This is a genomic window from Paracoccus sp. IB05 (assembly GCF_016405985.1).
Classification (GTDB): Bacteria; Pseudomonadota; Alphaproteobacteria; order Rhodobacterales; family Rhodobacteraceae; genus Pseudogemmobacter.
Window position 1 is genome coordinate 84106 of record NZ_JAEFCF010000007.1, and the last position, 23297, is coordinate 107402.

Below are 23297 nucleotides of genomic sequence, written 5' to 3' on the forward strand. Positions count from 1 at the left end.
CGCTCAATCCCCTTCAAACCCCAAAAGCGCCCGATATGGCCCGAGCGCCTGTGCCAGACCACGACGCCCGCGTGCGGTCAGGCTTTCGACCGCTTCGACCCCCACGCCCAGCACTGCCGCGATCTCGGGGTTCGAGAGCCCCTCGATATGGCGCAGGACCACCGCCTCGCGCTGGCGGTCGGGCAAGGCGGCCAGCGCACGGTCAAGCGCGGCCATCCGTTCGGACGCGATCAGCCGCGCCTCAGCCCCCGGTGTGCCATCTGCCGCTTCCGGTGCATCGCTCAGTTCCAGCGGCGCACCGCCGGTATGACGGTGGCGGCGCTGGCGGCTGCGGATCCGGTCGGTCGCCAGATTGGCCACCACCCGGTAGAGCCAGGTCGAGACCTTCGCCTCGCCCTCGCGCCAGCCCGGGGCCGCGCGCCAGAGCCGGAGCATCGCCTCTTGCGCGATGTCTTCCGCCTCGGCCCGGTCGCCTGCCATCATCCGGCTGGCAAAGGACAGGACCGGCGGCAAAAGCCGCGCCGTCAGAAGCCGGGCCGCAACGGTATCGCCCTGCGCATAGCGCGCGAGCAAAGCCGCCTCGTCCTCGTCCTCGACCATATCCCGGGGCATCTTCATTCCCATCTGTTACCCCGGAACCCGGGGCCACCGCAAAGCCCGGCTTGCGGCCCCCCGCCCTTAACCGATCTTTCCTCAAGCGATCCGCGACGCGGCCCGCCATCTGATATATGCTGTCCGAAACCGGCCGTTCCCGTAGTGCCTGACAGCTTTATAACGACGCGGATCGGCGCTTCCGTCGCGGCGTCGCGGATAAATCCCGCCCGCCACCGCCAGAACATTCCCGATAAAGCACCTGCACCGGGGCGGGATGCGACGAATCATCCCTGTGAAACCGGGTTCAAACTGCCTAATCTGACGGCGGGACGAGAATCGAAGAGGCAGAAGACGCGGCATGCAGAGCAGCAATCTGAAAACCGCCTCCGGCTATGATCTGCTGGCGGAGGGGCGGGCGGGCAAAGAAGCCGGAGGCACAGCAGCGCAGACAGCGCCAGACCAGGATGCCTCTGAACGGCTCCTGCGCCCGGCCATGTTGCGCGGCTGGCGCCGCCGTTGCCCGTCCTGTGGCGCGGGGCCGCTGTTCCAGGGCTTTCTCAGGGTGCGCGATCACTGTCCGGTCTGTAATGAGGCGCTGTTTCACCAGCGCGCCGATGACGGGCCGGCCTATGTGACGATCCTGATCGTCGGCCATATCATCGGGCCGCTGATGCTCGCGCTCTATATCAAATGGACGCCCGATCCACTGATTACCGCTGCGCTTTTGTCGGTGGCGAGTGTGGCGATGTCGCTGTTTTTGCTGCCCCGGATCAAGGGGGCCTTTGTCGGATTGCAATGGTCGCGGAGGATGCATGGCTTTGGGGACAATGAGCGTGGATGAGCCACAGATCCGCGATGCGGCCACGGTGATCCTCACCCGGCGCGAGGGCGGCGAGGCGCGGATCCTGATGGGGCAGCGCGGCGCGAAAGCGGTCTTCATGCCGTCGAAATTCGTCTTTCCGGGCGGAGGTCTGGATGCGGCGGATGAGGATGCCGGGGTCACGGGGCTGAGCGCGGATTGCGCCGCAAGGCTGGCGCAGATCAGCCCGGGCGTTCCCGGCGGGGCAGCGCCAGGCCGGCTGGTGACGGCCGCCTTGCGCGAGCTGCGCGAAGAGACCGGGCTCGGCTATCCGCCGGGGGCGGCAAAGCTGCGCTATGTGTTTCGCGCCATCACGCCGCCCGGGCGGCCACGCCGCTTTGATGCGCGGTTTTTCCTCGCCGATGCGGCGGGGCTGGACAGCGATCCGGATGATTTCTCGCAGGCCTCGGATGAGCTGTCGCATCTGGCCTGGCTGGGGCTCGGGGAGGCAAGGAAGCTCGATCTGCCCTTTGTCACCGAAGTGGTGCTGGCCGAGATCAGCAATCTGTTGCGCGGTGGCGATCAGCCCGGCGTGCCGTTTTTCGACAATTCCGGCGCGCGGCCGGCGTTTCGGCGGATTCTGTAAGGCCGGGTTTCTGGCCGGGGGCGGATGCCTCCGGCGGGAGTATTTTCGTCAGGAGGAAGTGGCTCTGTCGCCAGGATCCGGTCAGAAGGGCTTCAGCCGGTCTTTCGGATAGCCGTTGAAATCGAAAATCTCGGCTGCGGCCCGCAACCGGTCGGGGCCGATGCGGCCCCGGTCAAGCACAAATCCGAATTCGCCCCTTGGCGTCGCGACGGCGAGGGTGCGGTAGCCGCTGTCGACCCAGATCACCCACCATTCTCCCATACCGGGCACGGTAAATCTGCCAGGGCCGCTCACGGTTACGGGGCCGGAGGCGGTGACCTCGCGCCCGTCGAGGCAGAGCCGGGCTTTGACGGAAAGCTGGCCGGAGGCGGTCTGGCGGAAGACGGCGCCGCCGGGGGCGCAGCTCTGGGCCTCACCCCTTGTATAGGCGGCGGCCTGGCGCCAGTCGCCTGTGATGCGGGCAGGCTGGAAGGCGGCGGCGGACCAGATTCCGGCGCCTGAATTGCGAAACACCGTGCGACCGGCGGTTTCAGGCGCGCGGGGCGCGCAGGCCTGGAGGACGAGGCCAAGCCCCGCCGCGGCAAACCCAAGGCGGATCAGACGGGTCATTGCAGGCATTCGGTCATCCTTCGGCCGCTGTCATCGAGGATCTCATTGCAGCCAAACAGCGGTGTGAACGGCGCGCAGGTGCCCGACCGCGCGAGGCATTGCCCGTCGCATTGGCTCGACGCGGTGCAGCGCTTGCCGGAATCCTTCGTGTTCCAGACGCAGCTGTTGAAGCCGGACCCGGTCTTTGCCCAGCTGCCCCCGGCCTTTTCACAGGTCAGGCGGGCCTCAGCAGTGAAAGGATTGGTCTCGACCGGGGCGGCTTCCGGCATGGCCACCTCTTGCGTGGCCACCTCTTGCGGGGCTACCTCGTCAGGCTGTCGGGTAGCCCCTGCGGCGGCGGCCTCTTTCGCGCCCGTCGCGGCCCCGGCTGTGGCGGGTGTCGTCTTTGCCACCGGCGCGCCAGCGGCAGCCAGGGGCGGTCCAAGCGGTGTGGTCTCGATCGCATCGCCGGTGATAACCGTCGTCGCGGGTTTTTCCGCGCCCGCCCCGCCCGCGCCGGATTTCTCGAACCCCGGCAGGCAGCCGCCAAGCGTCAGCGCGAGCGCGACCGCCCCGGCCAGTGTCACAAACCGATACCCGATACCTGTCATCCGGCTGTCCCGCCGCTCTTGCCCGTGTTTATCATTATGGCGCGAGACTGCCCCGAAACGGCCAGGCGGGCAAGCGCGAAGCGCCCGGTAAAGGATCAGAACGGGCGCGGATGCAGGCGATAGACCTCGTTCAGATCGGCCAGCACCCCGGGCGCAAGCTGCAGCTCTGCCGCGCCGATGCAGGTCGCGAGGTCGGCAAGTTTGGTCGCCCCGATGATTGGGATCGTGGGGAAGGGCCGCGTGCGGCAAAAGGCAATCGCCATCTGAACCGGGTTGAGCCCGTGATCCGCCGCCACCGCGAGACAGGCCGCCACCGCCGGAAAGACCTGCGGCGTGATACGGCCACCCAGATCCGGCACCCGCGCCCGGCGGCTGTCAGAGGGGGTCACATCGCCGGCATATTTGCCGGACAGCAGCCCCGCTGCGAGCGGCGAATAGGCCAGAAGCGGCAGATCCTCGATCAGGGAAAGCTCGGCGTGATCGGTGTCGAACTGGCGGCACAACAGCGAATATTCATTTTGCGCGCTGACCATGCGCGGCAGGCCCAGCGTATCGGCCAGATGCAGCCAGCGCGCCGTGCCCCAGACCGTCTCATTCGAGAGCCCGATGGCGCGGATCTTGCCCTCGGCGATCAGGCTCTGCGCGGCGGTCAGGATATCGGTCATCGCGGCGGTTTCGGCGGTGCGGTCGATTCCGGTCGGCGCATAGCTCCAGTTCTGGCGAAAATGGTAGCTGCCGCGATTGGGCCAGTGCAGTTGATAAAGGTCGATATAATCGGTGTTCAGCCGCTTCAGCGAGGCCTCTGCCGCCGCCCGCAGGCTGGCGCCGGTGATCGGCTCTCCGGGGCGGACATGCTGGCCGGTGCCGGTGATCTTGGTGGCAATCACCAGCCGGTCGCGCCCGCCCCGCGCTTTGATCCAGGAGCCCACGATTTCTTCGCTGAGGCCCACGGTTTCGGCCCGGACCGGGTTGACCGGATACATTTCGGCAGTGTCCCAGAAGGTGATGCCGTGATCCAGCGCCAGATCGGCCTGGGCATGACCCTCGGCCTCGGTATTCTGGCTGCCCCAGGTCATGGTGCCGAGACAGAGCTCTGAGACGGTCAGGCCGGAACGACCGAGGGGAATCATTTTCATGGCAGAGCTCCTTTTGCCGGCGAGACTGCGGGCGCCGGAGGCAGGAGGCAAGGCCGCCCGGACAGGCCGGCGTGCAGGAGCGGCGGTTGCGCAAAAGGCCGCCACATCTGCACATCCCCGCACCCAGGGCCGGTTTGCGCCAGATCAAGGCAGGGACGGCCCGGCAGGCCCAGACTATGCCCCGACCCCATCCCAGACACAGAGGAGCCCTGACCATGGAAATCAGGTTTGACGGAAAAACGGCACTGGTGACCGGGGCCGGGTCGGGAATCGGCGAGGCGGTCGCACTGGATCTTGCCTCCTCCGGTGCCGTCGTGATCGCCTCGGATCTGACCGAGGATGCAGCGCAAAAGACCGTGGCAAAGATCATCGCCGCCGGGGGCGAGGCGGTTGCGGCCTACGGCGATGTTGCGGATCCTGCGGTGGTGGAGGCCCAGATCACGCTGGCCGAACAGCATGGCGGGCTGCATCTTCTGGTCAATAATGCCGGGATCGGCGGCCCCTCGGCCCCGACAGGCGCCTATCCGCTGGACGGCTGGGACCGGGTGATCGGTGTCAATCTGAATGCGGTTTTCTACGGCCTGCGTTTTGGCCTGCCTGCCATGGAGCGCGCAGGCGGCGGTGCGGTGGTCAATATGGCCTCGATCCTCGGCACCCAGGGCTTTGCCGGATCGGCGGCCTATGTCGCGGCGAAACATGCGGTGCTGGGGCTGACCAAAACCGCAGCGATGGAATATGGCGGAAAGGGCATCCGGGTGAATGCGGTCGGCCCCGCCTTTATCGACACGCCGCTGCTTTCGGGTTTCGACAAGGAGACCCGCGACTGGCTGATCTCGAAGCATCCGGTCGGCAGGCTGGGACGCGCAGAGGAGGTCTCGTCACTGGTTCTGTTCCTGCTTTCGGATCGGGCGAGTTTTGTTACCGGAAGTTATCACCTGGTCGATGGGGGCTATTGCGTACCGTAAAAGAGGGAGGCTCTGCCCTCCGATACCTCTCAGGCCCCGCCTGTGGCGGAGCCTCCCCCGGGATCTTTCCGGACAGGAAAGAGCCATGACCCGCCCGGCCTGATGATATGCTGCGGGCCAGGTTGTGACAGGTGTGCCAGGGAAGGGCCCGGCCCGGAGGGGACGGTTTATCGCAAAGCTCTGGCCCTTGGCGGCGCCCCGCGTTAAACCCCGGATCCGAACCGGTCGAAAGGCGTCTTCATGGCCCGCATTCTCATCACCTCTGCAATTCCTTATATCAACGGGATCAAGCATCTGGGGAACCTTGTCGGCTCACAGCTGCCGGCGGATCTGTTTGCCCGCTATATGCGCGGCCGGGGCAATGAGGTGATGTTCATCTGCGCGACCGACGAGCATGGCACCCCCGCCGAGCTTGCCGCCGCCAAGGCCGGCAAGCCGGTCGAGGAATACTGCCGCGAGATGCATCTCGTCCAGGCCGATCTGGCAAAGGGCTTCCGGCTGAGCTTTGACCATTTCGGTCGCTCCTCCAGCCCTGAAAACCACCGCCTGACCCAGCATTTCGCGGGGGTTCTGGCCGATAACGGGCTGATCCGTGAGGTTACGGAGCAGCAGTTCTATTCGATCGATGATGGCCGTTTCCTGCCCGACCGCTATATCGAGGGCACCTGCCCCAATTGCGGGTTTGAGAGCGCGCGGGGCGATCAATGCGACAATTGCACCAAGCAGCTTGACCCGACCGATCTGATCAACCCGCATTCGACGATCTCCGGCTCGACCAATCTCGAGCTGCGCGAGACCAAACATCTCTATCTGCGCCAGTCGGCGCTGAAGGGTGATATCGAGGCCTGGATCGACGGCAAGAAGGACTGGCCGATCCTGACCACCTCGATTGCGAAGAAATGGCTGCATGACGGCGATGGTCTGCAGGATCGCGGCATCACCCGAGATCTGAAATGGGGCATCCCGGTGAGAAAGGGCGATCAGCCCTGGCCGGGGATGGAAGGCAAGGTCTTCTATGTCTGGTTCGACGCGCCCATCGAATATATCGCCGCGACCTCTGAATGGGCGGATGCGAATGGCCGCCCGACCGCTGACTGGGAACGCTGGTGGCGCACCGACAAAGGCGCCGCTGACGTCACCTATTACCAGTTCATGGGCAAGGACAATGTCCCCTTCCACACGCTGTCTTTCCCCGCGACGATCATCGGGTCAAAAGAGCCGTGGAAGCTCGTGGATTACCTGAAATCCTTCAATTACCTGAATTATGACGGCGGCCAGTTCTCGACCTCGCGCGGGCGCGGCGTGTTCATGGATCAGGCGCTCTCGATCCTGCCCTCGGATTACTGGCGCTGGTGGCTCTTGTCCCATGCGCCGGAAAGCGCGGATTCCGAATTCACATGGGAGAATTTCCAGGTCTCGGTGAACAAGGATCTCGCCGATGTGCTGGGGAATTTCGTTTCCCGCATCACCAAATTCGCGAAGGCGAAATTCGGCGATGATGTGCCTTCGGGCGGTGCCTATGGCCCGCAGGAGGCCGCGCTGATCGCCGATCTGACCACGCGCATCCGTGAATATGAACGGCTGATGGATGCGATTGAGGTGCGCAAGGCGGCGGCAGAGCTGCGCGCGATCTGGGTTGCGGGCAATGAATATCTGCAATCCGCTGCGCCCTGGTCAGTGGTGAAAACCGATCCGGAGGCCGCCCAGGCCATCGTGCGCTTCGGCTTCAACCTGATCCGGCTTTACGCGGTGCTGTCGCGCCCCTTCATCCCGGATGCGGCAGCGGCGATGATGGCATCGCTTGGCCGGGAAGACTGGGCCTGGCCCGGGGATGTCGCCGATGCCATGGCGGGCGTGCCCGCAGGCAGCGCCTTCGCCGTGCCCGAAAACCTCTTCCGCAAGATCACCGATGAAGAGCGCGCCGACTGGCAACAGCGCTTTGCCGGCATCCGCAGCTGAAGACGCCCCCCTTTCTGGCCCCGGGCGCCGCAGGAAAGCCGCGCCCGGGCCAGCCCTGACAGGGAAAATCTGCTCTGTCGCCGTTTCATGACGATGAAATTCATTTGCCGGACTCACATGGATCCAGCAGTCTCGGGCTGTGCCGATCCCGAAATCCTGAGCGAGACCGCACATTCCATTTTCACCCGGAACGCAGCCCGCCGTTCCGGAACCGGAGAGACACATGAAACGCTTTATTACGCTTCTGGCTTTTGCCGCCGCCGTAGCTGCTTCCGGCGTTCCTGTAACTGCCGAGACCCCCGCAGCCCCGCCCGCGATGAAACCCGCCGAACAGGCTGAAAAGGGATCCACCCTGCAAACCGCCAATGCGATGATCAATTATGGTCGTTCCAAAGGTGATGCGCTGGCGATGATCGCGGGTGTCAAGATGATGCTCGACGTGTCGGCCGGCACCACGATTGAAACCGGCGGCACGCCGGTCGATCTGGGCAAGGTGCTGGATGAGGCCGTGGCGCTGGCCAAGGATGACCCGCTGATCACCGCCAAAGCCGACAGTCTGCGCGATGCCGCAGAAACCCAGAACCGCGCCATGTGTTACTGGGAATACTGGTGCGACTGGTACGGCTACTGCGAATACTGGTATGTCTGCTACTGATCAGAGCACAGGCATATCCTGATCAACACGCGCCTGCCGGAGCAATCCGGCAGGTTTCCTTATGTCGCGGAGGCCGGCCCCGGCAATGCTGCAACCGCGAAAATTTCCTGCATTTGCGAATAATTCGCCAGTTGTATAGCCGATATCTTCAAAAAATTGACCATATCAGGGAATATTTTCCTGATTCCGGCAAAAACTGAGAACCTCAGGCTCACCATTCCATGGCAGACTGTCGCCACTGCTCGTTCCGCTTCCCGAAACTGCCAGAGGGAGAAACACATGAACGACATTTCTCAGAAGCGACACGCCCTGACGCGGGGGCCGGTTTTGGCCGCCATAGTTTTCGCGCTCGCCTATGGCTCAGCAATGGTGCTGGTGATCGCGCCGCGCGGCCTCCTGGGCGGGCCGCAATCGGTGGCCGTGGACGGCGGCGCATTCCCAGGGGGCCTGTTCTCCGGGGGCGCGGGATCTGATCAGCCGCAGCTCCTGCGGGCCGGGTTCACCCCACTGCCGGCCGACCGCTCGGCCTATGGGATCCGAGACTGACAGAACAGCTTGCTCGCGGACCAAATCGCTGATCCAGCGCAATCGCCCGGCCCGGAGCTTTCCGCGCCGGGCGGTTTTTTGTTTGCGCGCGACGGCGTCCCGCCTGGCGGGGGAAAATCTCTGAGACCCAGCTTAAGAGAACAAGTATCTGAAAGCACAGAGAACTTTCGGCTTGATAAATTCCGAGTATTTTTATAGGAAATGCATGTCCAGCTTTTCGCCAGATATGCCCGGGGACGCCGCCCCGCTGTCCTCCTGACGTTCCGATCTGCGACTTGCCTGCTCTCCCGCGCCCGCCTTTGTTTTCTGCAACCCTGCCCGTTTTCGCACAGGACCCGCCTGCCCCGCAAAAGCAGGGTATGCGCTTGCGAAACGGCCCTCCGACCGGAGCCACCTGCCCCGATGCCTGAACATCTCGCCGATGCCGATGCCTTGCCGCTTGCCTCGTTGGAGCTCGATGCTTTCGAGACCGGGATGCTGGCCGTCACCCGCCATTTCATGACCGCCTTCGCGCGGCCTGAAAGCCAGGCCTGGCAAAGCGCCTATACGATTGCCGCTGAACGCTGGGGCCAGGCGCGGGGCCCGCAAATCGCGCATGGGCTGCTTGCGGTGATCCAGGCGCTGCGCCAGGCGCGGGACGCGGATTTCCACTATGCCAACCCGCTCTGCACCTCCTGCCGCGACCTGGTGACGCCGGAGGAGGCCGCCTTTTGCCTTATGCTGCATGCGATGCGCCGCGACCGCGCCGATCTCGCGCGCGGCCCGGTGCTGGACATCACCGGTGGCCGGATGGATCCGCTGCTGATCCAGGTGGCCCTGTCTTTCGCGGCGCGGTTCCCGGCAGAGGATGCGGAAAACACCGCCGCCGCAAAGGCCGCCGCAAAATCTGCCGCACAGGCAGAGGGCCTGAGCCTTATCCCGGTTGCCGCCGGCACCGCGTCACAACGCCCCTCACTGCGGCCCACACAGCGACCGGCGCATCGCCCGACCCATCCCCCTGCGGCACGGCACCTGCGGCTCGTGCATTGATCGCAATACTGTCGCAACCTGTCGCGCCTCGGTGCGAATTTGCACGATGACGCCGCCGGGCTGAGCGTAAACCCGGTCTTGCCCGGCGGAGAGTCCGCTCTTAGATGCGGAAGGACAAAAGCGAAGGATCCAGCGATGTTGACATCATCGGCGCGTTTCGAGACCCCGAATGGCTCGAAATATATGCAACAACTGTTCCGGCATTTCGCCCATAAGATCGAGGTCGAAGTGGATGCGCATCACGGGCGGGCCAGGCTCGGCCCGGGACCGCTCGAGATGGAGGCCGATGCCAGCGGCCTCTCGGTGAAAGTCTCGGCGGAAGATGTGCGCGGCATTATCGAAGCGCGCTATATCGTCGACAAACATCTGGTGGTCTTTGCCTTCCGCGACGGCTTTTCCGGCTTTGCCTGGAGGCTGGACGAGACGGCCCCTGCCTGAATCGGGGCAGTGACCGGCGGCGGGCCTGATCGTGTCAGGGTGCAGTGATCCCGCCGCCGCCCCCTCCGCCCTCCCCATCTGCCCCCGCCCAGCCGCCCGCCAGGCCGACCGGAGCGGTTCCGCCAAAGGCAGCCCGCCGCAGGCGGTGGGCTGCCAGGCGCAAACCGGCACAGATCATCGCAATCATCGCAACCGCAGGACCTCAGGTGCGGAGGCCGGGCGCAGCTTTGGCCGGCCCTCGCCCAGGGTCGGGGACGGGGCCGATGATGTCCGGCGGAAATACGAGAAAAGCAGCTCCGCGACCTGCAGGCGGGAGAGCTTTACGGCGAAGCCACGCAGCACCTGCAGGCCCGAAAAGCTGCCGGGCCGCATGGGGCGGCAGACCCAGGCCATGGCAGCTCCGCTGGTTCGAAATACCATGGCGCGGGAGTTGATCCGGACGGTCTGCGAGGCTCCGCTTGCTGACGGGATCCGGGTCTGGCTGCTAAAGCATCGCACATGATCTGGCGTGTCGAGACGCAGGGTCAGTTACAAGGCCGTCACGCCTGCGCCGAAGGTTGTTTCCCTGCTTCGCGGCCACGATCAGGGCCATGATAAAGCCTCCGCCCGTTCGGCGGCCGCATTGTGGGGCGCCGAACGGGCGTCAACCAGGCCACCGGGTCAGCGGCCTCAACCAGGGTAGCCGGAGCAGTGGCGGTTCATGGCCCTGATCGAGCAAAGAAGCTCGCCGCTCACATAAACAATCACCCTGCCGGCAGGCGCCCCCGTCTCCGGGCGCTGCCATCGCCACCGCATCTGGGCATCCTGCATCCGCCCATACCAGCGGCGACCGGATCTGCCTCTCCAACACCCGGCGCCCGCATCAGCCCATTGTCATATGCAGGCCAGCGGAGCCATTCGGGTCAAAATCTTAACCTTGGCAGATGCGACCTGGGTCCGGAAATTACCGGGCGACACAGTCAGAGCTAAAATATTATAAATAATTTTCAATGCCTTGATAGAAAAACGGCAAGGCTTTATTCCCACTTCTCGCAGTGTGCCGCCGCTGAGGTCTGAAGCGGTGGAGCGAAGAAGAACCAGATGACGCCGCCCCCGCCAGTGCTCCTTAGCCCTGCGCAAAACTACGGCCGGTCTTTGAACCCATATTGGACCTGCCGCTCTTCCAGGGGCGGGCCATGCGGATCGGCGTCGCGGTACCGGTTTCGCGCCCGACGAAGCCGACCGGCTGCGCCGCATGGGCGCGGTGCATGTCTGCCGCGAGCCCTTCATCACCGGCATGATCATTTACGGCTCTTATCCTGTCTGCCCCGAGCGCTGCGTTTCCCAGATCGAGAATGTCGCCGGGTATGACTTTCCCGAAAGCCATGCAGCGGCCTTAGCGCGTCTGGTTGATGCCCCGGCCGGCAGAAATACCCATACCCGGCAATGTTCGCCTGCGCGCTGCTGAATGCGCAGCCGATGGGCTTTTGTGCCCCTGTCCGGTTGACGCACAACACCCTGGGGCAGGCGGTCGAGATGCGGCCGGTTTTTCCTCATCTCGTCTGCTCCTTCAGGTTGGGCAGACTCTACACACAGCGAGGGAGCTTCCGGGGGGGGCAGGTCAGGAGCGATCGCCGGCAATGGCAGGCACAGGGACAGGGACAGGGACAGGGACACGGCAATCAGCGCTGCAAACCGCAAACCGAGCCTTGTCAAATGAAAAAGGGGGGCGGTATCGCCCCCCCTTCCGCTGTCATACTGCCGGCATCAGGCGCGTGTCGCCCGGATCAGGTCGAGGATCTCTTTCGCCGCGTCGGGGATATTGGTGCCCGGCCCGAAAATCGCCTTCACCCCGGCCTTCTGCAGATAGTCGTAATCCTGTTGCGGGATCACGCCGCCACAGATCACCATGATATCACCCGCACCGGCCTTGTTCAGCGCCGCGATCAGCAGGGGCGCGAGCGTCTTATGCCCCGCCGCCTGGGAGGAGATGCCGACGATGTGGACATCATTGTCGATGGCATCCTGCGCCGCCTCTTCCGGGGTCTGGAACAAAGGCCCCACATCCACGTCAAAGCCGATATCGGCAAAAGCGGTCGCGATCACCTTGGCGCCGCGATCATGACCGTCCTGGCCCATTTTCACGACCAGCATCCGGGGCCGGCGGCCCTCTTCTTCCGCGAAAGCCTCGACGTCTTTCTGGATCGCCTCAAAGCCCGCATCGCCCTCATAGGCGGCCCCGTAAACCCCTGCCAAAGTCTTCACCTCCGCCCTGTGACGCCCGAATGTGCCTTCCATCGCGAGGCTGATTTCCCCAAGCGACGCCCGCATCCGCGCGCATTCGACGGCGGCTTCCAGCAGATTGCCGCCCTCGACGGTACGCCGCCCCAGTTCCAGCAGCGCCGCATCACAGGCCACCTGGTCACGGGTCGCGCGGATCTGATCAAGCCGCGCGATCTGGGCGTCGCGCACCGCCATATTGTCGATTTCGAGGATGTCGATCGGGTCTTCTTTCGCCTTGCGGTATTTGTTGACGCCAACCACGACCTCTTCGCCGCGGTCGATCATCGCCTGACGCCGGGCCGCGGTTTCCTCAATCCTCAGCTTCGGCATGCCCGAGGCCACCGCCTTGGTCATGCCCCCCATCGCCTCGACCTCTTCGATCAGCTTCCAGGCTTCTTCCGCCAGCTGCGCGGTCAGGCTTTCGACATAGTAAGACCCGGCCAGCGGATCGACGACATGGGTGATGCCGGTCTCTTCCTGCAAGATCAGCTGGGTGTTCCTCGCGATCCGGGCCGAGAATTCGGTCGGCAGCGCAATCGCCTCGTCAAGCGCATTGGTATGGAGGCTTTGTGTCCCCCCCAAAGCCGCAGACATCGCCTCATAGGCGGTGCGGACCACGTTGTTATAGGGATCGGCCTCCTGCAGGCTGACGCCGGATGTCTGGCAATGGGTGCGCAGCATCAGCGAGGAGAGCTTCTTCGGTTCAAACTCCTGCATGATGCGGGTCCAGAGCATCCGCGCCGCCCTGAGTTTCGCGATCTCCATGAAGAAATTCATGCCAATCGCGAAGAAAAACGACAGCCGTCCGGCGAATTCGTCAACCGGCATTCCCGCCGCCAGCGCGGCCCGGACATATTCGCGCCCGTCGGCCAGAGTATAGGCCAGCTCCTGGACGAGGTTCGCCCCCGCCTCCTGCATGTGATAGCCCGAGATCGAGATCGAATTGAATTTCGGCATCTCTTTCGAGGTATATTCGATGATATCCGCGATGATCCGCATGCTAGGCTCGGGCGGATAAATATAGGTGTTGCGGACCATGAACTCTTTCAGAATGTCATTCTGAATGGTGCCCGACAGCAGGCTGCGCGCATGGCCCTGCTCTTCGCCTGCTACGATGAACGAGGCGAGGATCGGGATCACCGCACCATTCATCGTCATGGAAACCGAGACTTTGTCCAGGGGAATGCCGTCGAACAGGATCTTCATATCCTCGACGGAATCGATCGCCACACCGGCCTTGCCCACATCCCCCACCACACGCGGATGGTCGCTGTCATAGCCCCGGTGCGTGGCCAGATCGAAGGCGACCGAAACCCCCTGCTGCCCCGCCGCAAGGTTCTTGCGGTAGAAAGCATTGCTCTCTTCGGCGGTCGAAAACCCGGCATATTGCCGGATCGTCCAGGGCCTGCCCGCATACATCGTCGCGCGCGGCCCACGGGTGAAAGGCGCCACACCCGGAAGCTCGCCCAGTTGCGGCAGCCCCTCCAGATCGGCCGCCGTATAGAGTGGCTTGACCTCGATCCCCTCCAGCGTCTGCCAGTTCAGGCTGGAGGCAGGTTTGCCCTTCAGCTCCTTCGAGGCCAAAGCCTCCCAGGAGGCCAGGTCAGGGGTGTTCTGATCGCTCATTCTCGTCACTCCGTTCGCCAGACTGACCCGATCTGTCGATCAGGCGCATCTCGCCGCTTGGGGTTTTGCCCGATCCACTCTATATCCGGAGCATGGATCATAAGCTCGACCGCCGTTCCCTCGTTCTCATGGCCGCGATTGCGGGCCTTGTTCCCTCCCTCCTGCAGGCGCAGGAGGCCCCGTCCGAAGAGCCGGTGGCGGAGATACCCGATCTGGGCGCCCCGTTCGGCCCGGTGCCTGCCTCAGAGATTTCCGAAGCAGATGAATTATTCCTGCGGCGCCCCGTGATCGTCTTTGCCGACAATCCACATGACCCGAATTTCATCCGGCAGATGGAGATCCTGCCCGACCTTTACCCGCAGCTGGCGGCGCGCGATGTGGTGCTGATCACCGACACCGATCCCGCGACCCCGTCCGATATTCGCCGCAAACTGCGCCCGCGTGGCTTTTCGCTGGTGATGATGGACAAGGACTGGCGCTCGCCGGTCCGCCGCCCCTCGCCCCGCGCGGCACGCGAGATCATCAACACCATCGACAAAATGCCCATCGCCCGCACCGAGGCGCTGGAGAAAAACCCGGCGGGGCGGTAAATTCCGCTCATTCGAAGAAATCTTCTTCGATTTCGGAAACCTTGTAGGTTTCCCGAATGCGGCATCCTACCGAAAACCTTATGAGAAGCCGTGCGAGCTCTGCCCCATCAATCAAAACGATGCGTTTGTTGAGCTTTTCGGCCGTCAGACGCGCGGATTCAGAGAAGCGCGCTGTGGTCACAAAGATGCCCTTGGTCACATCCTTCAGCGCAAGCGCACCAAAGAAATCACGCAGGGCGCCCGAGCCGACAGCTATATCCTGGCGGTAACGTTTCGCCTGAAAATAGACCTGATCAACGCCAAGCGTATCAAGGTTGACGACACCATCAACGCCGTCATCCCCGGCACCACCAAGAACATCGGCAGCATGACGCCCCTCGCCGTAGCCCATTTTTACCAGCAGCTCACGGATCGTATGTTCAAAGAATGCGGGGCTGGCGGTGACCAGCCGCTCCACAAGCTCCTGACCCAAAGCCTCATCCAGCTGACGATGTGCATTCCGGATCGCCTCATCAGGCGTCAATGCCGCTGCTGCCGTCTCCGCGACCGCATTTGCATCACTTTCATCGCCCGCCGCCCCCAGCGAAAAAATCCGGAATTGTGGTGAGACCTCTTGTAGCCATGCCCGGGTGATGCGCTCCGGGCCCGACTGCAAGGCCTCGCGACCGGCTGCGGTGATTTGCAGCACCGCTCGACGGGGGCGCTCCAGCAACCCCGCCTGGCACAGATAAGTGGCGGCCCAGGCAACGCGGTCAAAAAGCCGCGTCTTATTGCCCGAAGAGACCATCTCCGCGCGATCATCCTCTGAGAGGCCAAGCCGGTCGGCGACAATCACCGTCAGGTCGCGTGTCAGGACAGGTCCCCGATCCGCGACCTCCTGGAGAACCGGCCGCATGAATGTCTGAAATTCCGGGATCGCCATGGATCTATTCGAACTCCATGATTACATCATCCACCCGGAGGCTCTCGCCGGGTTTCGCCTTGATCAGCTTCACCACGCCGCGTTTTTCGGCTTTGAGGATATTCTCCATCTTCATCGCCTCGACGGTGGCGAGCGCCTGGCCTTCCTGAACCTCCTGGCCTTCCTCGACCTGGATCTTCACCACCAGCCCCGGCATCGGGCACAGAAGGAAGCGCGAGGTGTCGGGCGGCAGTTTCTCGGGCATCAGCTTCGCCAGCTCCGCCGCGCGGGGGCTGCGCACATGGGTTTTCAGATCAGCGCCGCGGCTGCGCAGACGGAAGCCCATCGGGATTTTCTCAACCTTCATCACCAGATCCGAGCCATCGACCGCGATACGGGCCAGCGGCTGGCCCGGCACCCAGTCTGAACTCACGCGCAGGCTGCTGCCATCCGCGAAGCCCACGGTCGAACCCTCGCGATCCGCTGCAATCGTCACCGCGAAATCATAGCCGCCGAGGCTCACGACCCAGTCATCCCCCACCCGGCGCTGGTGATTGTCCATGGTGCCGGAAATCCGGGTCCGCCGGATCTCGGCCACGCGGTTCATCGCCGCCGCCGCCGCCGCCATCCGCTTCAGCTCGCCCTCGGGCAGCGTCGCGCCCTGGAAGCCCTCGGGATATTCTTCGGCGATAAACGCCGTGGTGATGTCACCGGCGACGAATTTCGGGTGATCCATCACCGCCGCAACGAAGGGCAGATTATGACCGATCCCCTCGACCTCGAAAGTGTCGAGCGCCAGCCGCATCTCGCCAATCGCGGCCTCGCGGGTCGGCGCCCAGGTGCAGAGTTTCGCGATCATCGGGTCGTAATACATCGAGATCTCGCCGCCCTCATAGACGCCGGTATCATTGCGGACGATGCCACCGCGCGCGGTCGCGCCTTCGACCGGCGGGCGGTAGCGGGTCAGACGGCCGATCGAGGGCAGGAAGTTGCGATAGGGGTCTTCGGCGTAAAGCCGGCTTTCCATCGCCCAGCCGTTGATCTTCAGATCCGATTGCGCGAAGGGCAGTTTCTCGCCCGCCGCCACCCGGATCATCTGTTCAACGAGGTCGATGCCGGTGATCAGTTCGGTGACGGGATGTTCCACCTGCAACCGGGTGTTCATCTCGAGGAAGTAGAAATTCCGCGCGCCGTCGACGATGAATTCCACCGTCCCCGCCGAGGTATACCCCACCGCTTTCGCAAGCGCACAGGCCTGTTCGCCCATCGCCTTGCGGGTTGCTTCGTCAAGGAAGGGCGACGGCGCCTCTTCAATGACCTTCTGGTTCCGGCGCTGGATCGAACATTCGCGCTCATGCAGATAGACGGTGTTGCCATGTTTATCGGCCAGCACCTGGATCTCGATATGACGCGGCTGCGTTACAAATTTCTCAATGAAAATGCGGTCATCGCCGAAGCTGTTCGCGGCCTCGTTCTTTGACGATTCGAACCCTTCGCGCGCCTCATCGGCAGTCCAGGCGATCCGCATCCCCTTGCCGCCACCGCCCGCGCTTGCCTTGATCATCACCGGATAGCCGATCTGGTCCGAGATGCGCGCGGCCTCTTCCGCGTCAGCAATCAGCCCCATATAGCCCGGCACCGTCGAAACCCCGGCCTCCTGCGCCAGTTTCTTTGAGGTGATCTTATCGCCCATCTTCTCGATCGCCGGCGAGGGCGGCCCGATGAACACCACGCCCATTTCCTCAAGGGCGGCGGCGAAATCCATCCGCTCGGACAGGAAACCGTAGCCCGGATGCACCGCCTCGGCGCCGGTCTGGCGGATGGCGTCAAGGATCTTCCCGATCACGATATAGGACTGGTTCGCCGGGGCCGGGCCGATATGCACGGCCTCATCCGCCATCTGCACATGCAGCGCGTTGCGGTCGGCATCGGAATAGACGGCAACCGTCTGAATGCCCATCTTCCGCGCGGTCTTGATGACACGGCAGGCGATCTCACCCCGGTTCGCGATCAGGATCTTCTTGAACATGGCTCTCCCTCAGTCCCGGCCCGCTTCAGCCGGGCCGAAATGCAAAAGGGTCCTCCGGCATATGCTGCCGGAAGACCCCGTTTCAGATTGTCGAAAATAAGATCAGGCCCCGCGGCTGCGGGCGACGGATCAGTTACAGTTGTTGAGGCCGGGCACCATGCAGGAGCCGCCACCGGCAACGGCGCCAATGAGGGCGCCCTGGGTTTTCGAACCACCGGTTGCGCTTGCAACCAGCGCGCCGGCTGCAGCGCCGCCAACGGTGCGCACAGCGGCGCTGTCCATCGGCGAAGAGCTGCCATAGCCGTTGTTATAGCCGCCGCCATTATTGACGCAGCCAGCCAGCGGCAGGGCGAGAATCGGGAGGAGCAGGACAAGTTTACGCATGAGAGACTGCCTCGGTTTGTTATGGTTGAGGCCGATTCTAGCGCATTCTTTTGCGTTGCAAAAGATATGCCGGCAGTTCTCACGCAAATGCGACCGCCAAAACGGCTGAAACCCGCCAGGCCAGCGCTTTTGGCCGTGGCCGCGAGGGTCATGTTGCATGAAATACCTGCCGGCAGGAGGATCATTCCCAATCCTCCCCGTCATCCTCGTCAAAGCTGACCGCCGGCGCATCCGGCGCGAAGACCGCCGGAAAGGCCGCCTCGGCGCGTTTGACGTCGATCTTCAGCAAGGCTTCATAGCTGGCCGGATTGAAGGGATCTTCTGCCGCCACAACCTCGCGGCCAAACAGCCAGGACAGTCGCCCGGCATCAAGATTGCCGCGCTCGAAGACCTCTTCGCCGAAACAGGCCCAGAGCGCTGCCATAAAGGCCTCGTCAGCCTTGCGGTCGACGAATTTGCGATCCCTGAACCGCTCACGGCGGATGATCTTTGCCGGCCCATCCTTGAGATTGGCGCGACGGATGGTGAACTGGAAATCGGTTCCGGTAAGACGCCCCGGAAAGCCCCTGTGCTTTAACATGGCGCGGTTCCTTTCTTTGCGGAACCGGCTTTAGCAGGCTGGGCAGGCGTGGCGCCAGCGGCGCCGGAAACATTCGGCAGAAAACCCGGAATAAATCCCGTCAGGCAGGAAAGCCGGGCGGCCGATCCGTCAGGGATCGACCGCCCTGCGAAATCACTTGTACTTGCCGGTGTAGGTCGGCTCGACCGAAACGGGCTCAGCAACAACAACGGTCTCGGTTTTCTTGGCGCAAGCGGCCAGGGTCGAGAGAGCGATAAGGGCGACGATAGCAGTGGTCCGCATGACAACCTCCAGTGCGAATCAGGGTTATGTGCCGCACCATATGGTGTGCGCCCGCAGAAGGGAATCGGAGATTTCACAGAATTTGCAAAAGCCTGCGCGACAAATGCGGCAACAGCTCTGCCATGCTTTGAGACAGGCCCAAAACAGCCGGCGCCGGCCATTGCCACGCGCCGCAGTAACGGCTCAGCCCGTCCGAATCTCCGTCCGGGCTGAGCGGTCGTCTTACTTGTATTTACCGGTATAGACCGGCTCGACCGAAACCGGCTGGTCGACATAGACGACTTCTTCTTCAACTTTCTTTGCGCAGGCAGCAATGGTGCCCACGAAAGCCAGTGCAACGACAATACGGATAGTGCTCGACATCTTCTGCTCCATTCATTCAGGGATCTTGAGGCCAGCACTATGCCGGCCCTGTCCCTTTGCGAGGTAAAGGCCGCTTGGGGTCGGCCTGGGGCGAGGATAGCGGAATCCGGGGCCGAAAAACACGCGCGCGTGCGTAAGTTGCCACCCTGTGACTCCAATACATCAGAAGGCGGTGTTTTGCCCCTGTTTTCAACCAGATGTAGTGCCATCTTCAGAAGATCTCCCAGATGCAGGCAGCGTTTTCGAGGCGATATGCCTCGAAAAGCTGCACGGCTTCGGGATCGGTTGCACCGAAGGCCACCGGGCGATCGGCCAGCGTGATCACGATCTGGCGTGGCGCGGGCACCATGGCCGCAACCCGCTCACGCGCGAATGTGTCACAAAGGCTCTGCATATCTGCGCTGCGGTCCTCGCCTGGCTTCAGGCTCTTGTCGATGAAACGAAAGCGCGCGGTCGCGCCCTCAACTCCGGCTGTATCGCTCTGCACGTCGAGCCATTCGGCGGTTTTGCCCGAAGGCAGCGGAATTGCCCCCTCGCCCGTCGCGGCCGCCTCCCCATCGTCACAGCGCCCCGCCGCAAGGCAAAGCGCCAGAGAACTGGCAATGAAAAGACGGCTGAACAGAGAAGACATATCCCGACCTCACCTCATGGGGGTTTCAGAGCGGGATATTGTCGTGCTTCTTCCACGGGTTCGAGAGCTTCTTGTTGCGAAGGCCCGCAAAAGCGCGTGCCACACGCCGCCGGGTGGATCTGGGCTGGATCACCTCGTCGATAAAGCCCTTCTCGGCCGCGACGAAAGGATTGGCGAAACGGTCCTCATAATCCTTCGTACGCTCGGCGATCCTGTCCTTATCGCCCAGCTCCGAGCGGTACAGGATCTCGACCGCGCCCTTCGCCCCCATCACCGCGATCTCGGCGGTGGGCCAGGCATAGTTGAAATCGCCACGCAGGTGTTTCGACGACATCACATCATAGGCGCCGCCATAGGCCTTGCGGGTGATCACCGTCACCTTCGGAACCGTCGCCTCGCCGTAAGCAAACAGCAGTTTGGCGCCATGTTTGATCACGCCGCCATATTCCTGGCTTGTCCCCGGCAAAAAGCCCGGCACATCTACCAGCGTCAGGATCGGGATCTCGAACGCATCCGAAAAGCGCACGAACCGCGCCGCCTTGCGCGAGGAATCGATATCAAGGCAGCCCGCCAGCACCATCGGCTGGTTCGCGACCACGCCCACCGTCTGCCCCTCGATCCGGATGAAACCGGTGATGATATTGCCGGCGTAATCCTTCTGGATCTCGTAAAAATCGCCTTCATCGGCGATTTTCAGGATCAGCTCCTTCATGTCGTAAGGCTGGTTCGGATTGTCCGGGATCAGCGTGTCAAGGCTTTGCTCGATCCGGCCCGGCTCATCAAAGAAGGGCCGCACCGGTGCCTTTTCGCGATTGTTGAGAGGCAGGAAATCAAAGAGCCTGCGGATCTCGGCCAGGGCCTCGACGTCGTTTTCAAAGGCGCCATCCGCCACCGAGGATTTCTTCGTATGGGTCGAGGCCCCGCCAAGTTCCTCGGCCGTCACCACTTCATTGGTCACGGTCTTGACCACATCCGGGCCGGTGACGAACATGTAAGAGCTGTCTTTCACCATGAAGATGAAGTCGGTCATGGCGGGCGAATAGACCGCGCCCCCCGCGCAGGGCCCCATGATCAGCGAGATCTGCGGCACCACGCCGGAGGCCAGAACATTCCTCTGGAACACATCCGCATACCCCGCGAGCGAGGCAACCCCTTCCTGGATCCGCGCCCCGCCGGAATCGTTGATCCCGATCACCGGCGCGCCATTCTGGATCGCCATATCCATGATTTTGCAGATCTTCTGCGCATGGGTCTCGGAGAGCGAGCCGCCGAAAACCGTGAAATCCTGGCTGAAGACATAGACCATCCGTCCATTGATCGTGCCCCAGCCGGTGACGACCCCATCCCCCGGAGGCCGGTCCTGTTCCATCCCGAAATCGGTGCAGCGATGGGCCACGAACATGTCGAATTCTTCAAACGAGCCTTCATCAAGCAAAAGCCCGATGCGCTCGCGCGCCGTCAGCTTACCCTTGGCATGCTGCGCATCAATCCGCCGCTGCCCGCCCCCTGCCCGCGCCACTGCACGACGGTCTTCAAGCTCTTGCAGGATATCTTTCATGGCGCACCTCCCGGGGAATCGAGAGGACAATAATATTGCGCGGCAGGAAAAGAAAACGAAACTTCGGAAATTTGCAAACTATTGCCACGCATAGTTTCGCAAAATGCAAATAAGCAAATTTACCAATGTAGCGTGACAGTGAAAGTTGCGCTGTTTGACATCCTTGTTGTAGCGTGACAGCGAAAGTTGCACTGTTTGACACCCAAAGCTGCACCATTCGACTTTTAAAAACCGGGGCCTGAGCGCCCTGCCCGGCCCCGATTGAACGCCCCCTTAAAGCCGAGCTTAAACGGCCATCAACGCTGCCTTCAGATAGCGCCACGCGCGCGCCGCAGCCAGAGGGACCACTCCGTTACCGGCCGCAGCGGTTCGGTCCAGCCAGGAAGCCAGCCCATCACCCAGTCGGTGAACGCTGGGTTTAAGCGCCGGCAGTTCACCCTCACCTGATCATTGAATAGAGCCGTTGCCCTACCACCTCAGCACCGCACTTTGGAAACAAGTGTAGATAAGGCCTCTTAGCTTGGTCCACGTTCCTGCAACTGTTCTGGCCTCTTCAACACCGCCGGAAGATCAGCCTCCCTCGCCTCGTCATATCGCGCCAACTGCAAAGCCCTGAGCGACGACGGAAGACCAAACGACACCAGGAAAACCATGATTGCAAAGAACAGGAAGAGCCTCTCTGCCCAAAGCAGAACTTGCTCAAGCTCCTTAGGAATAAGGTAAAGGCTCATGGCGACCGCAAGAGTAAGAAGGTAGAGATAGAAGAGCAGCTCGTGTCGCATAAGCCGCCGTCGCACTTCGGGTCTACGCATCTGAAGCTGTTTCCAAGACGCTCTTCCGGGGTCACCAATGAAGGTGATCACTGCTATGAGAAAACCTGCCAGAATTGAGAATACTGTAACGACGATGTTGATTGCATCGGTCTTGCCAGAAATCAGAGGCTGAAAAACGTAAGCACCTAAGCCAGACGTCAGCAGCAGCAGGACCCCTACCAGGATCCTTACCCATGCCACTCTGTCGTGAGCCTCTGGAACTTTCACGTTATGCTCTCAACTGATCAGATGCGCGTAGCTCACCAAGGTAGACCAACATTTCACGCCTTACGTCGCGAGGATCGAAGGAGTTGGCGGCTTTCTCCAGTGGTACCAACTTTCGAACAGCCATAGCGTTCCTTCTGATCTGCCCACCATTGCGCAGATACACGACATAGTCGTCGGCCGTCTCATCTTCTACGATGTCTTCCGCTATGCGGGAGGTAGCTTCCTTGGCGACCTCCAGATCGCCATCCGGCACACTAATCTGAAGACGGACGGTGCCACGATTGCTTTCGCCTAACCCCTCACCTGACTCAGTATGAGTGATGCTGTGTACTATACTGGCCAGGCCGTCCCTTACGGCTCGTATCAGTCCGCCTCGGTGCAAATCCTCCGCCAGATAGGCGGCCGAAGCCGCCTCGATAGCGAGATCAACTTGGATGCTTTGCACGCCTCCACCCTCATGAATGCGCCGCACGGCATCGGCATTCGCAATCTGCACCAAATCGAACATTCCTACTACGTCTGGCAACCCTGCAAGCCTCATCAGATCACGGCAAAACTCTCTGGCCATGGCAGCCCCACGTGCAGCATTCAGAGTCACTACATGGTTGGCTTGGACCAGCATGAAAAAGTCCTGATTGAGGAAATTCTCAGCATCGCCAGGAAGTGTTTCGCCCAGATTATCGGGCCGTGCGACCATCGGAATCGTGCCAACGCCCTGCCCATCGGTGTATCGGACACAATGGATCGAAACACCCGCGCCTCCATGATCTACCAAGGAGAACCCCATGACCGATGTTCCATCACGGCGCTCTGTCACCCGCTGGACCGCCTCAGGAAGCTCTCCCCATGCGAATCTGAGCCTTTGTTCAAGATCGTCAGGTTGATCAGCAACCCAGATCACGCGTCGATAATCGATAAACCGCCTCGCAATGGTCAATGAAACCTCCCAAACCAGCATCCAATAAACCGGTGGTAGAGTCATCTCGCCGATTCGTCATTGATTCTGATCTAATAGATCCAAAAGGGTTGGAGCGGCCAAAAGCATGAGCTGGTCGGCGGGGGTGCTTAGCGGTGTTCCCCGTGTC

General features: G+C 62.3%; 25 protein-coding genes. 9 read left to right on the forward strand and 16 right to left on the reverse strand.

What is annotated here, in order from left to right:
* Positions 1 to 3: 3 nt before the first annotated feature.
* Positions 4 to 618 (reverse strand): RNA polymerase sigma factor, encoded by a 615-nt coding sequence (locus JC607_RS06820; RefSeq protein ID WP_198836193.1) that lies wholly within the window; start codon positions 616 to 618, stop codon positions 4 to 6.
* Between the two features lie 469 nt (positions 619 to 1087).
* On the opposite strand from JC607_RS06820, the gene JC607_RS06825 reads away from it, so the two are divergent.
* Positions 1088 to 1435 (forward strand): DUF983 domain-containing protein, encoded by a 348-nt coding sequence (locus JC607_RS06825; RefSeq protein WP_233092734.1) that lies wholly within the window; start codon positions 1088 to 1090, stop codon positions 1433 to 1435.
* The gene (locus JC607_RS06830; protein ID WP_233092724.1) at positions 1407 to 2039 is read left to right on the forward strand and encodes an NUDIX hydrolase; all 633 of its coding nucleotides are present in this window, start codon (positions 1407 to 1409) and stop codon (positions 2037 to 2039) included. Before JC607_RS06825 ends, JC607_RS06830 begins: the two co-directional genes overlap by 29 nt.
* A gap of 81 nt (positions 2040 to 2120) precedes the next feature.
* Here JC607_RS06830 and JC607_RS06835 read toward each other — a convergent pair whose 3' ends face one another.
* The 3 genes from JC607_RS06835 to JC607_RS06845 all read right to left on the reverse strand — a co-directional run bounded on the left by JC607_RS06835 (position 2121) and on the right by JC607_RS06845 (position 4374).
* Positions 2121 to 2657 carry a lipocalin family protein gene (locus JC607_RS06835; RefSeq protein WP_233092725.1) on the reverse strand — a complete coding sequence of 179 codons (537 nt, stop codon included), beginning with the start codon at positions 2655 to 2657 and terminating at the stop codon, positions 2121 to 2123.
* Complete coding sequence (locus tag JC607_RS06840) at positions 2645 to 3238, reverse strand: hypothetical protein (RefSeq protein WP_198836195.1); 594 nt, start codon at positions 3236 to 3238, stop codon at positions 2645 to 2647. The genes JC607_RS06835 and JC607_RS06840 overlap by 13 nt, the downstream gene beginning before the upstream one ends.
* Positions 3239 to 3333: 95 nt before the next feature.
* Positions 3334 to 4374 carry an aldo/keto reductase gene (locus tag JC607_RS06845; protein WP_198836196.1) on the reverse strand — a complete coding sequence of 347 codons (1041 nt, stop codon included), beginning with the start codon at positions 4372 to 4374 and terminating at the stop codon, positions 3334 to 3336.
* Positions 4375 to 4589: 215 nt separating this feature from the next.
* Between JC607_RS06845 and JC607_RS06850 the strand changes: the two genes are divergently transcribed.
* The 6 genes from JC607_RS06850 to JC607_RS06875 all read left to right on the forward strand — a co-directional run bounded on the left by JC607_RS06850 (position 4590) and on the right by JC607_RS06875 (position 9966).
* The gene (locus JC607_RS06850; protein ID WP_198836197.1) at positions 4590 to 5339 is read left to right on the forward strand and encodes an SDR family NAD(P)-dependent oxidoreductase; all 750 of its coding nucleotides are present in this window, start codon (positions 4590 to 4592) and stop codon (positions 5337 to 5339) included.
* A gap of 240 nt (positions 5340 to 5579) precedes the next feature.
* A complete protein-coding gene (metG, locus tag JC607_RS06855; RefSeq protein ID WP_198836198.1) occupies positions 5580 to 7298 on the forward strand; it encodes a methionine--tRNA ligase in 1719 nt (572 codons plus the stop codon).
* Positions 7299 to 7521: 223 nt separating this feature from the next.
* A complete protein-coding gene (locus tag JC607_RS06860) occupies positions 7522 to 7953 on the forward strand; it encodes a hypothetical protein (protein ID WP_198836199.1) in 432 nt (143 codons plus the stop codon).
* Between the two features lie 279 nt (positions 7954 to 8232).
* Positions 8233 to 8499 (forward strand): hypothetical protein, encoded by a 267-nt coding sequence (locus JC607_RS06865; protein ID WP_198836200.1) that lies wholly within the window; start codon positions 8233 to 8235, stop codon positions 8497 to 8499.
* Positions 8500 to 8901: 402 nt separating this feature from the next.
* The gene (locus JC607_RS06870; RefSeq protein ID WP_198836201.1) at positions 8902 to 9528 is read left to right on the forward strand and encodes a hypothetical protein; all 627 of its coding nucleotides are present in this window, start codon (positions 8902 to 8904) and stop codon (positions 9526 to 9528) included.
* Positions 9529 to 9663: 135 nt separating this feature from the next.
* The gene (locus JC607_RS06875; protein ID WP_370584766.1) at positions 9664 to 9966 is read left to right on the forward strand and encodes a DUF2218 domain-containing protein; all 303 of its coding nucleotides are present in this window, start codon (positions 9664 to 9666) and stop codon (positions 9964 to 9966) included.
* Between the two features lie 1105 nt (positions 9967 to 11071).
* Here the strand turns inward: JC607_RS06875 and JC607_RS06880 are convergent.
* Positions 11072 to 11332: a hypothetical protein gene (locus tag JC607_RS06880; RefSeq protein ID WP_198836202.1), complete on the reverse strand. Its 261-nt coding sequence runs from the start codon at positions 11330 to 11332 to the stop codon at positions 11072 to 11074.
* A 380-nt stretch (positions 11333 to 11712) separates the two neighbouring features.
* Complete coding sequence (gene scpA / locus JC607_RS06885; protein WP_198836203.1) at positions 11713 to 13854, reverse strand: methylmalonyl-CoA mutase; 2142 nt, start codon at positions 13852 to 13854, stop codon at positions 11713 to 11715.
* A gap of 92 nt (positions 13855 to 13946) precedes the next feature.
* Between scpA and JC607_RS06890 the strand changes: the two genes are divergently transcribed.
* A complete protein-coding gene (locus tag JC607_RS06890; RefSeq protein ID WP_198836204.1) occupies positions 13947 to 14444 on the forward strand; it encodes a DUF4174 domain-containing protein in 498 nt (165 codons plus the stop codon).
* Between the two features lie 7 nt (positions 14445 to 14451).
* On the opposite strand, the gene JC607_RS06895 is transcribed toward JC607_RS06890, so the two are convergent.
* From JC607_RS06895 to JC607_RS06935, 10 genes are all read right to left on the reverse strand, one after another.
* The gene (locus JC607_RS06895) at positions 14452 to 15366 is read right to left on the reverse strand and encodes a restriction endonuclease (protein ID WP_198836205.1); all 915 of its coding nucleotides are present in this window, start codon (positions 15364 to 15366) and stop codon (positions 14452 to 14454) included.
* 4 nt (positions 15367 to 15370) lie between these two features.
* Positions 15371 to 17374, reverse strand: coding sequence for an acetyl/propionyl/methylcrotonyl-CoA carboxylase subunit alpha (locus JC607_RS06900; protein WP_198836206.1), 2004 nt, complete (start codon positions 17372 to 17374; stop codon positions 15371 to 15373).
* Between the two features lie 129 nt (positions 17375 to 17503).
* Positions 17504 to 17758, reverse strand: a complete 255-nt coding sequence (locus tag JC607_RS06905; RefSeq protein WP_092896514.1) for a hypothetical protein — start codon at positions 17756 to 17758, stop codon at positions 17504 to 17506.
* A gap of 181 nt (positions 17759 to 17939) precedes the next feature.
* Positions 17940 to 18338, reverse strand: a complete 399-nt coding sequence (locus tag JC607_RS06910; protein WP_198836207.1) for a hypothetical protein — start codon at positions 18336 to 18338, stop codon at positions 17940 to 17942.
* A gap of 153 nt (positions 18339 to 18491) precedes the next feature.
* Complete coding sequence (locus JC607_RS25765) at positions 18492 to 18620, reverse strand: hypothetical protein (RefSeq protein WP_255532374.1); 129 nt, start codon at positions 18618 to 18620, stop codon at positions 18492 to 18494.
* Positions 18621 to 18842: 222 nt separating this feature from the next.
* Entirely contained in the window at positions 18843 to 18983 is a 141-nt protein-coding gene (locus JC607_RS06915; RefSeq protein WP_198836208.1) for a hypothetical protein, read from the reverse strand.
* A 211-nt stretch (positions 18984 to 19194) separates the two neighbouring features.
* Entirely contained in the window at positions 19195 to 19614 is a 420-nt protein-coding gene (locus JC607_RS06920; RefSeq protein ID WP_198836209.1) for a DUF6497 family protein, read from the reverse strand.
* 25 nt (positions 19615 to 19639) lie between these two features.
* Positions 19640 to 21172 carry an acyl-CoA carboxylase subunit beta gene (locus JC607_RS06925; RefSeq protein ID WP_198836210.1) on the reverse strand — a complete coding sequence of 511 codons (1533 nt, stop codon included), beginning with the start codon at positions 21170 to 21172 and terminating at the stop codon, positions 19640 to 19642.
* A 515-nt stretch (positions 21173 to 21687) separates the two neighbouring features.
* The gene (locus JC607_RS06930; protein ID WP_198836211.1) at positions 21688 to 22212 is read right to left on the reverse strand and encodes a hypothetical protein; all 525 of its coding nucleotides are present in this window, start codon (positions 22210 to 22212) and stop codon (positions 21688 to 21690) included.
* 1 nt (position 22213) lies between these two features.
* Positions 22214 to 23149 (reverse strand): hypothetical protein, encoded by a 936-nt coding sequence (locus JC607_RS06935; protein WP_198836212.1) that lies wholly within the window; start codon positions 23147 to 23149, stop codon positions 22214 to 22216.
* Between the last annotated feature and the right edge of the window lie 148 nt (positions 23150 to 23297).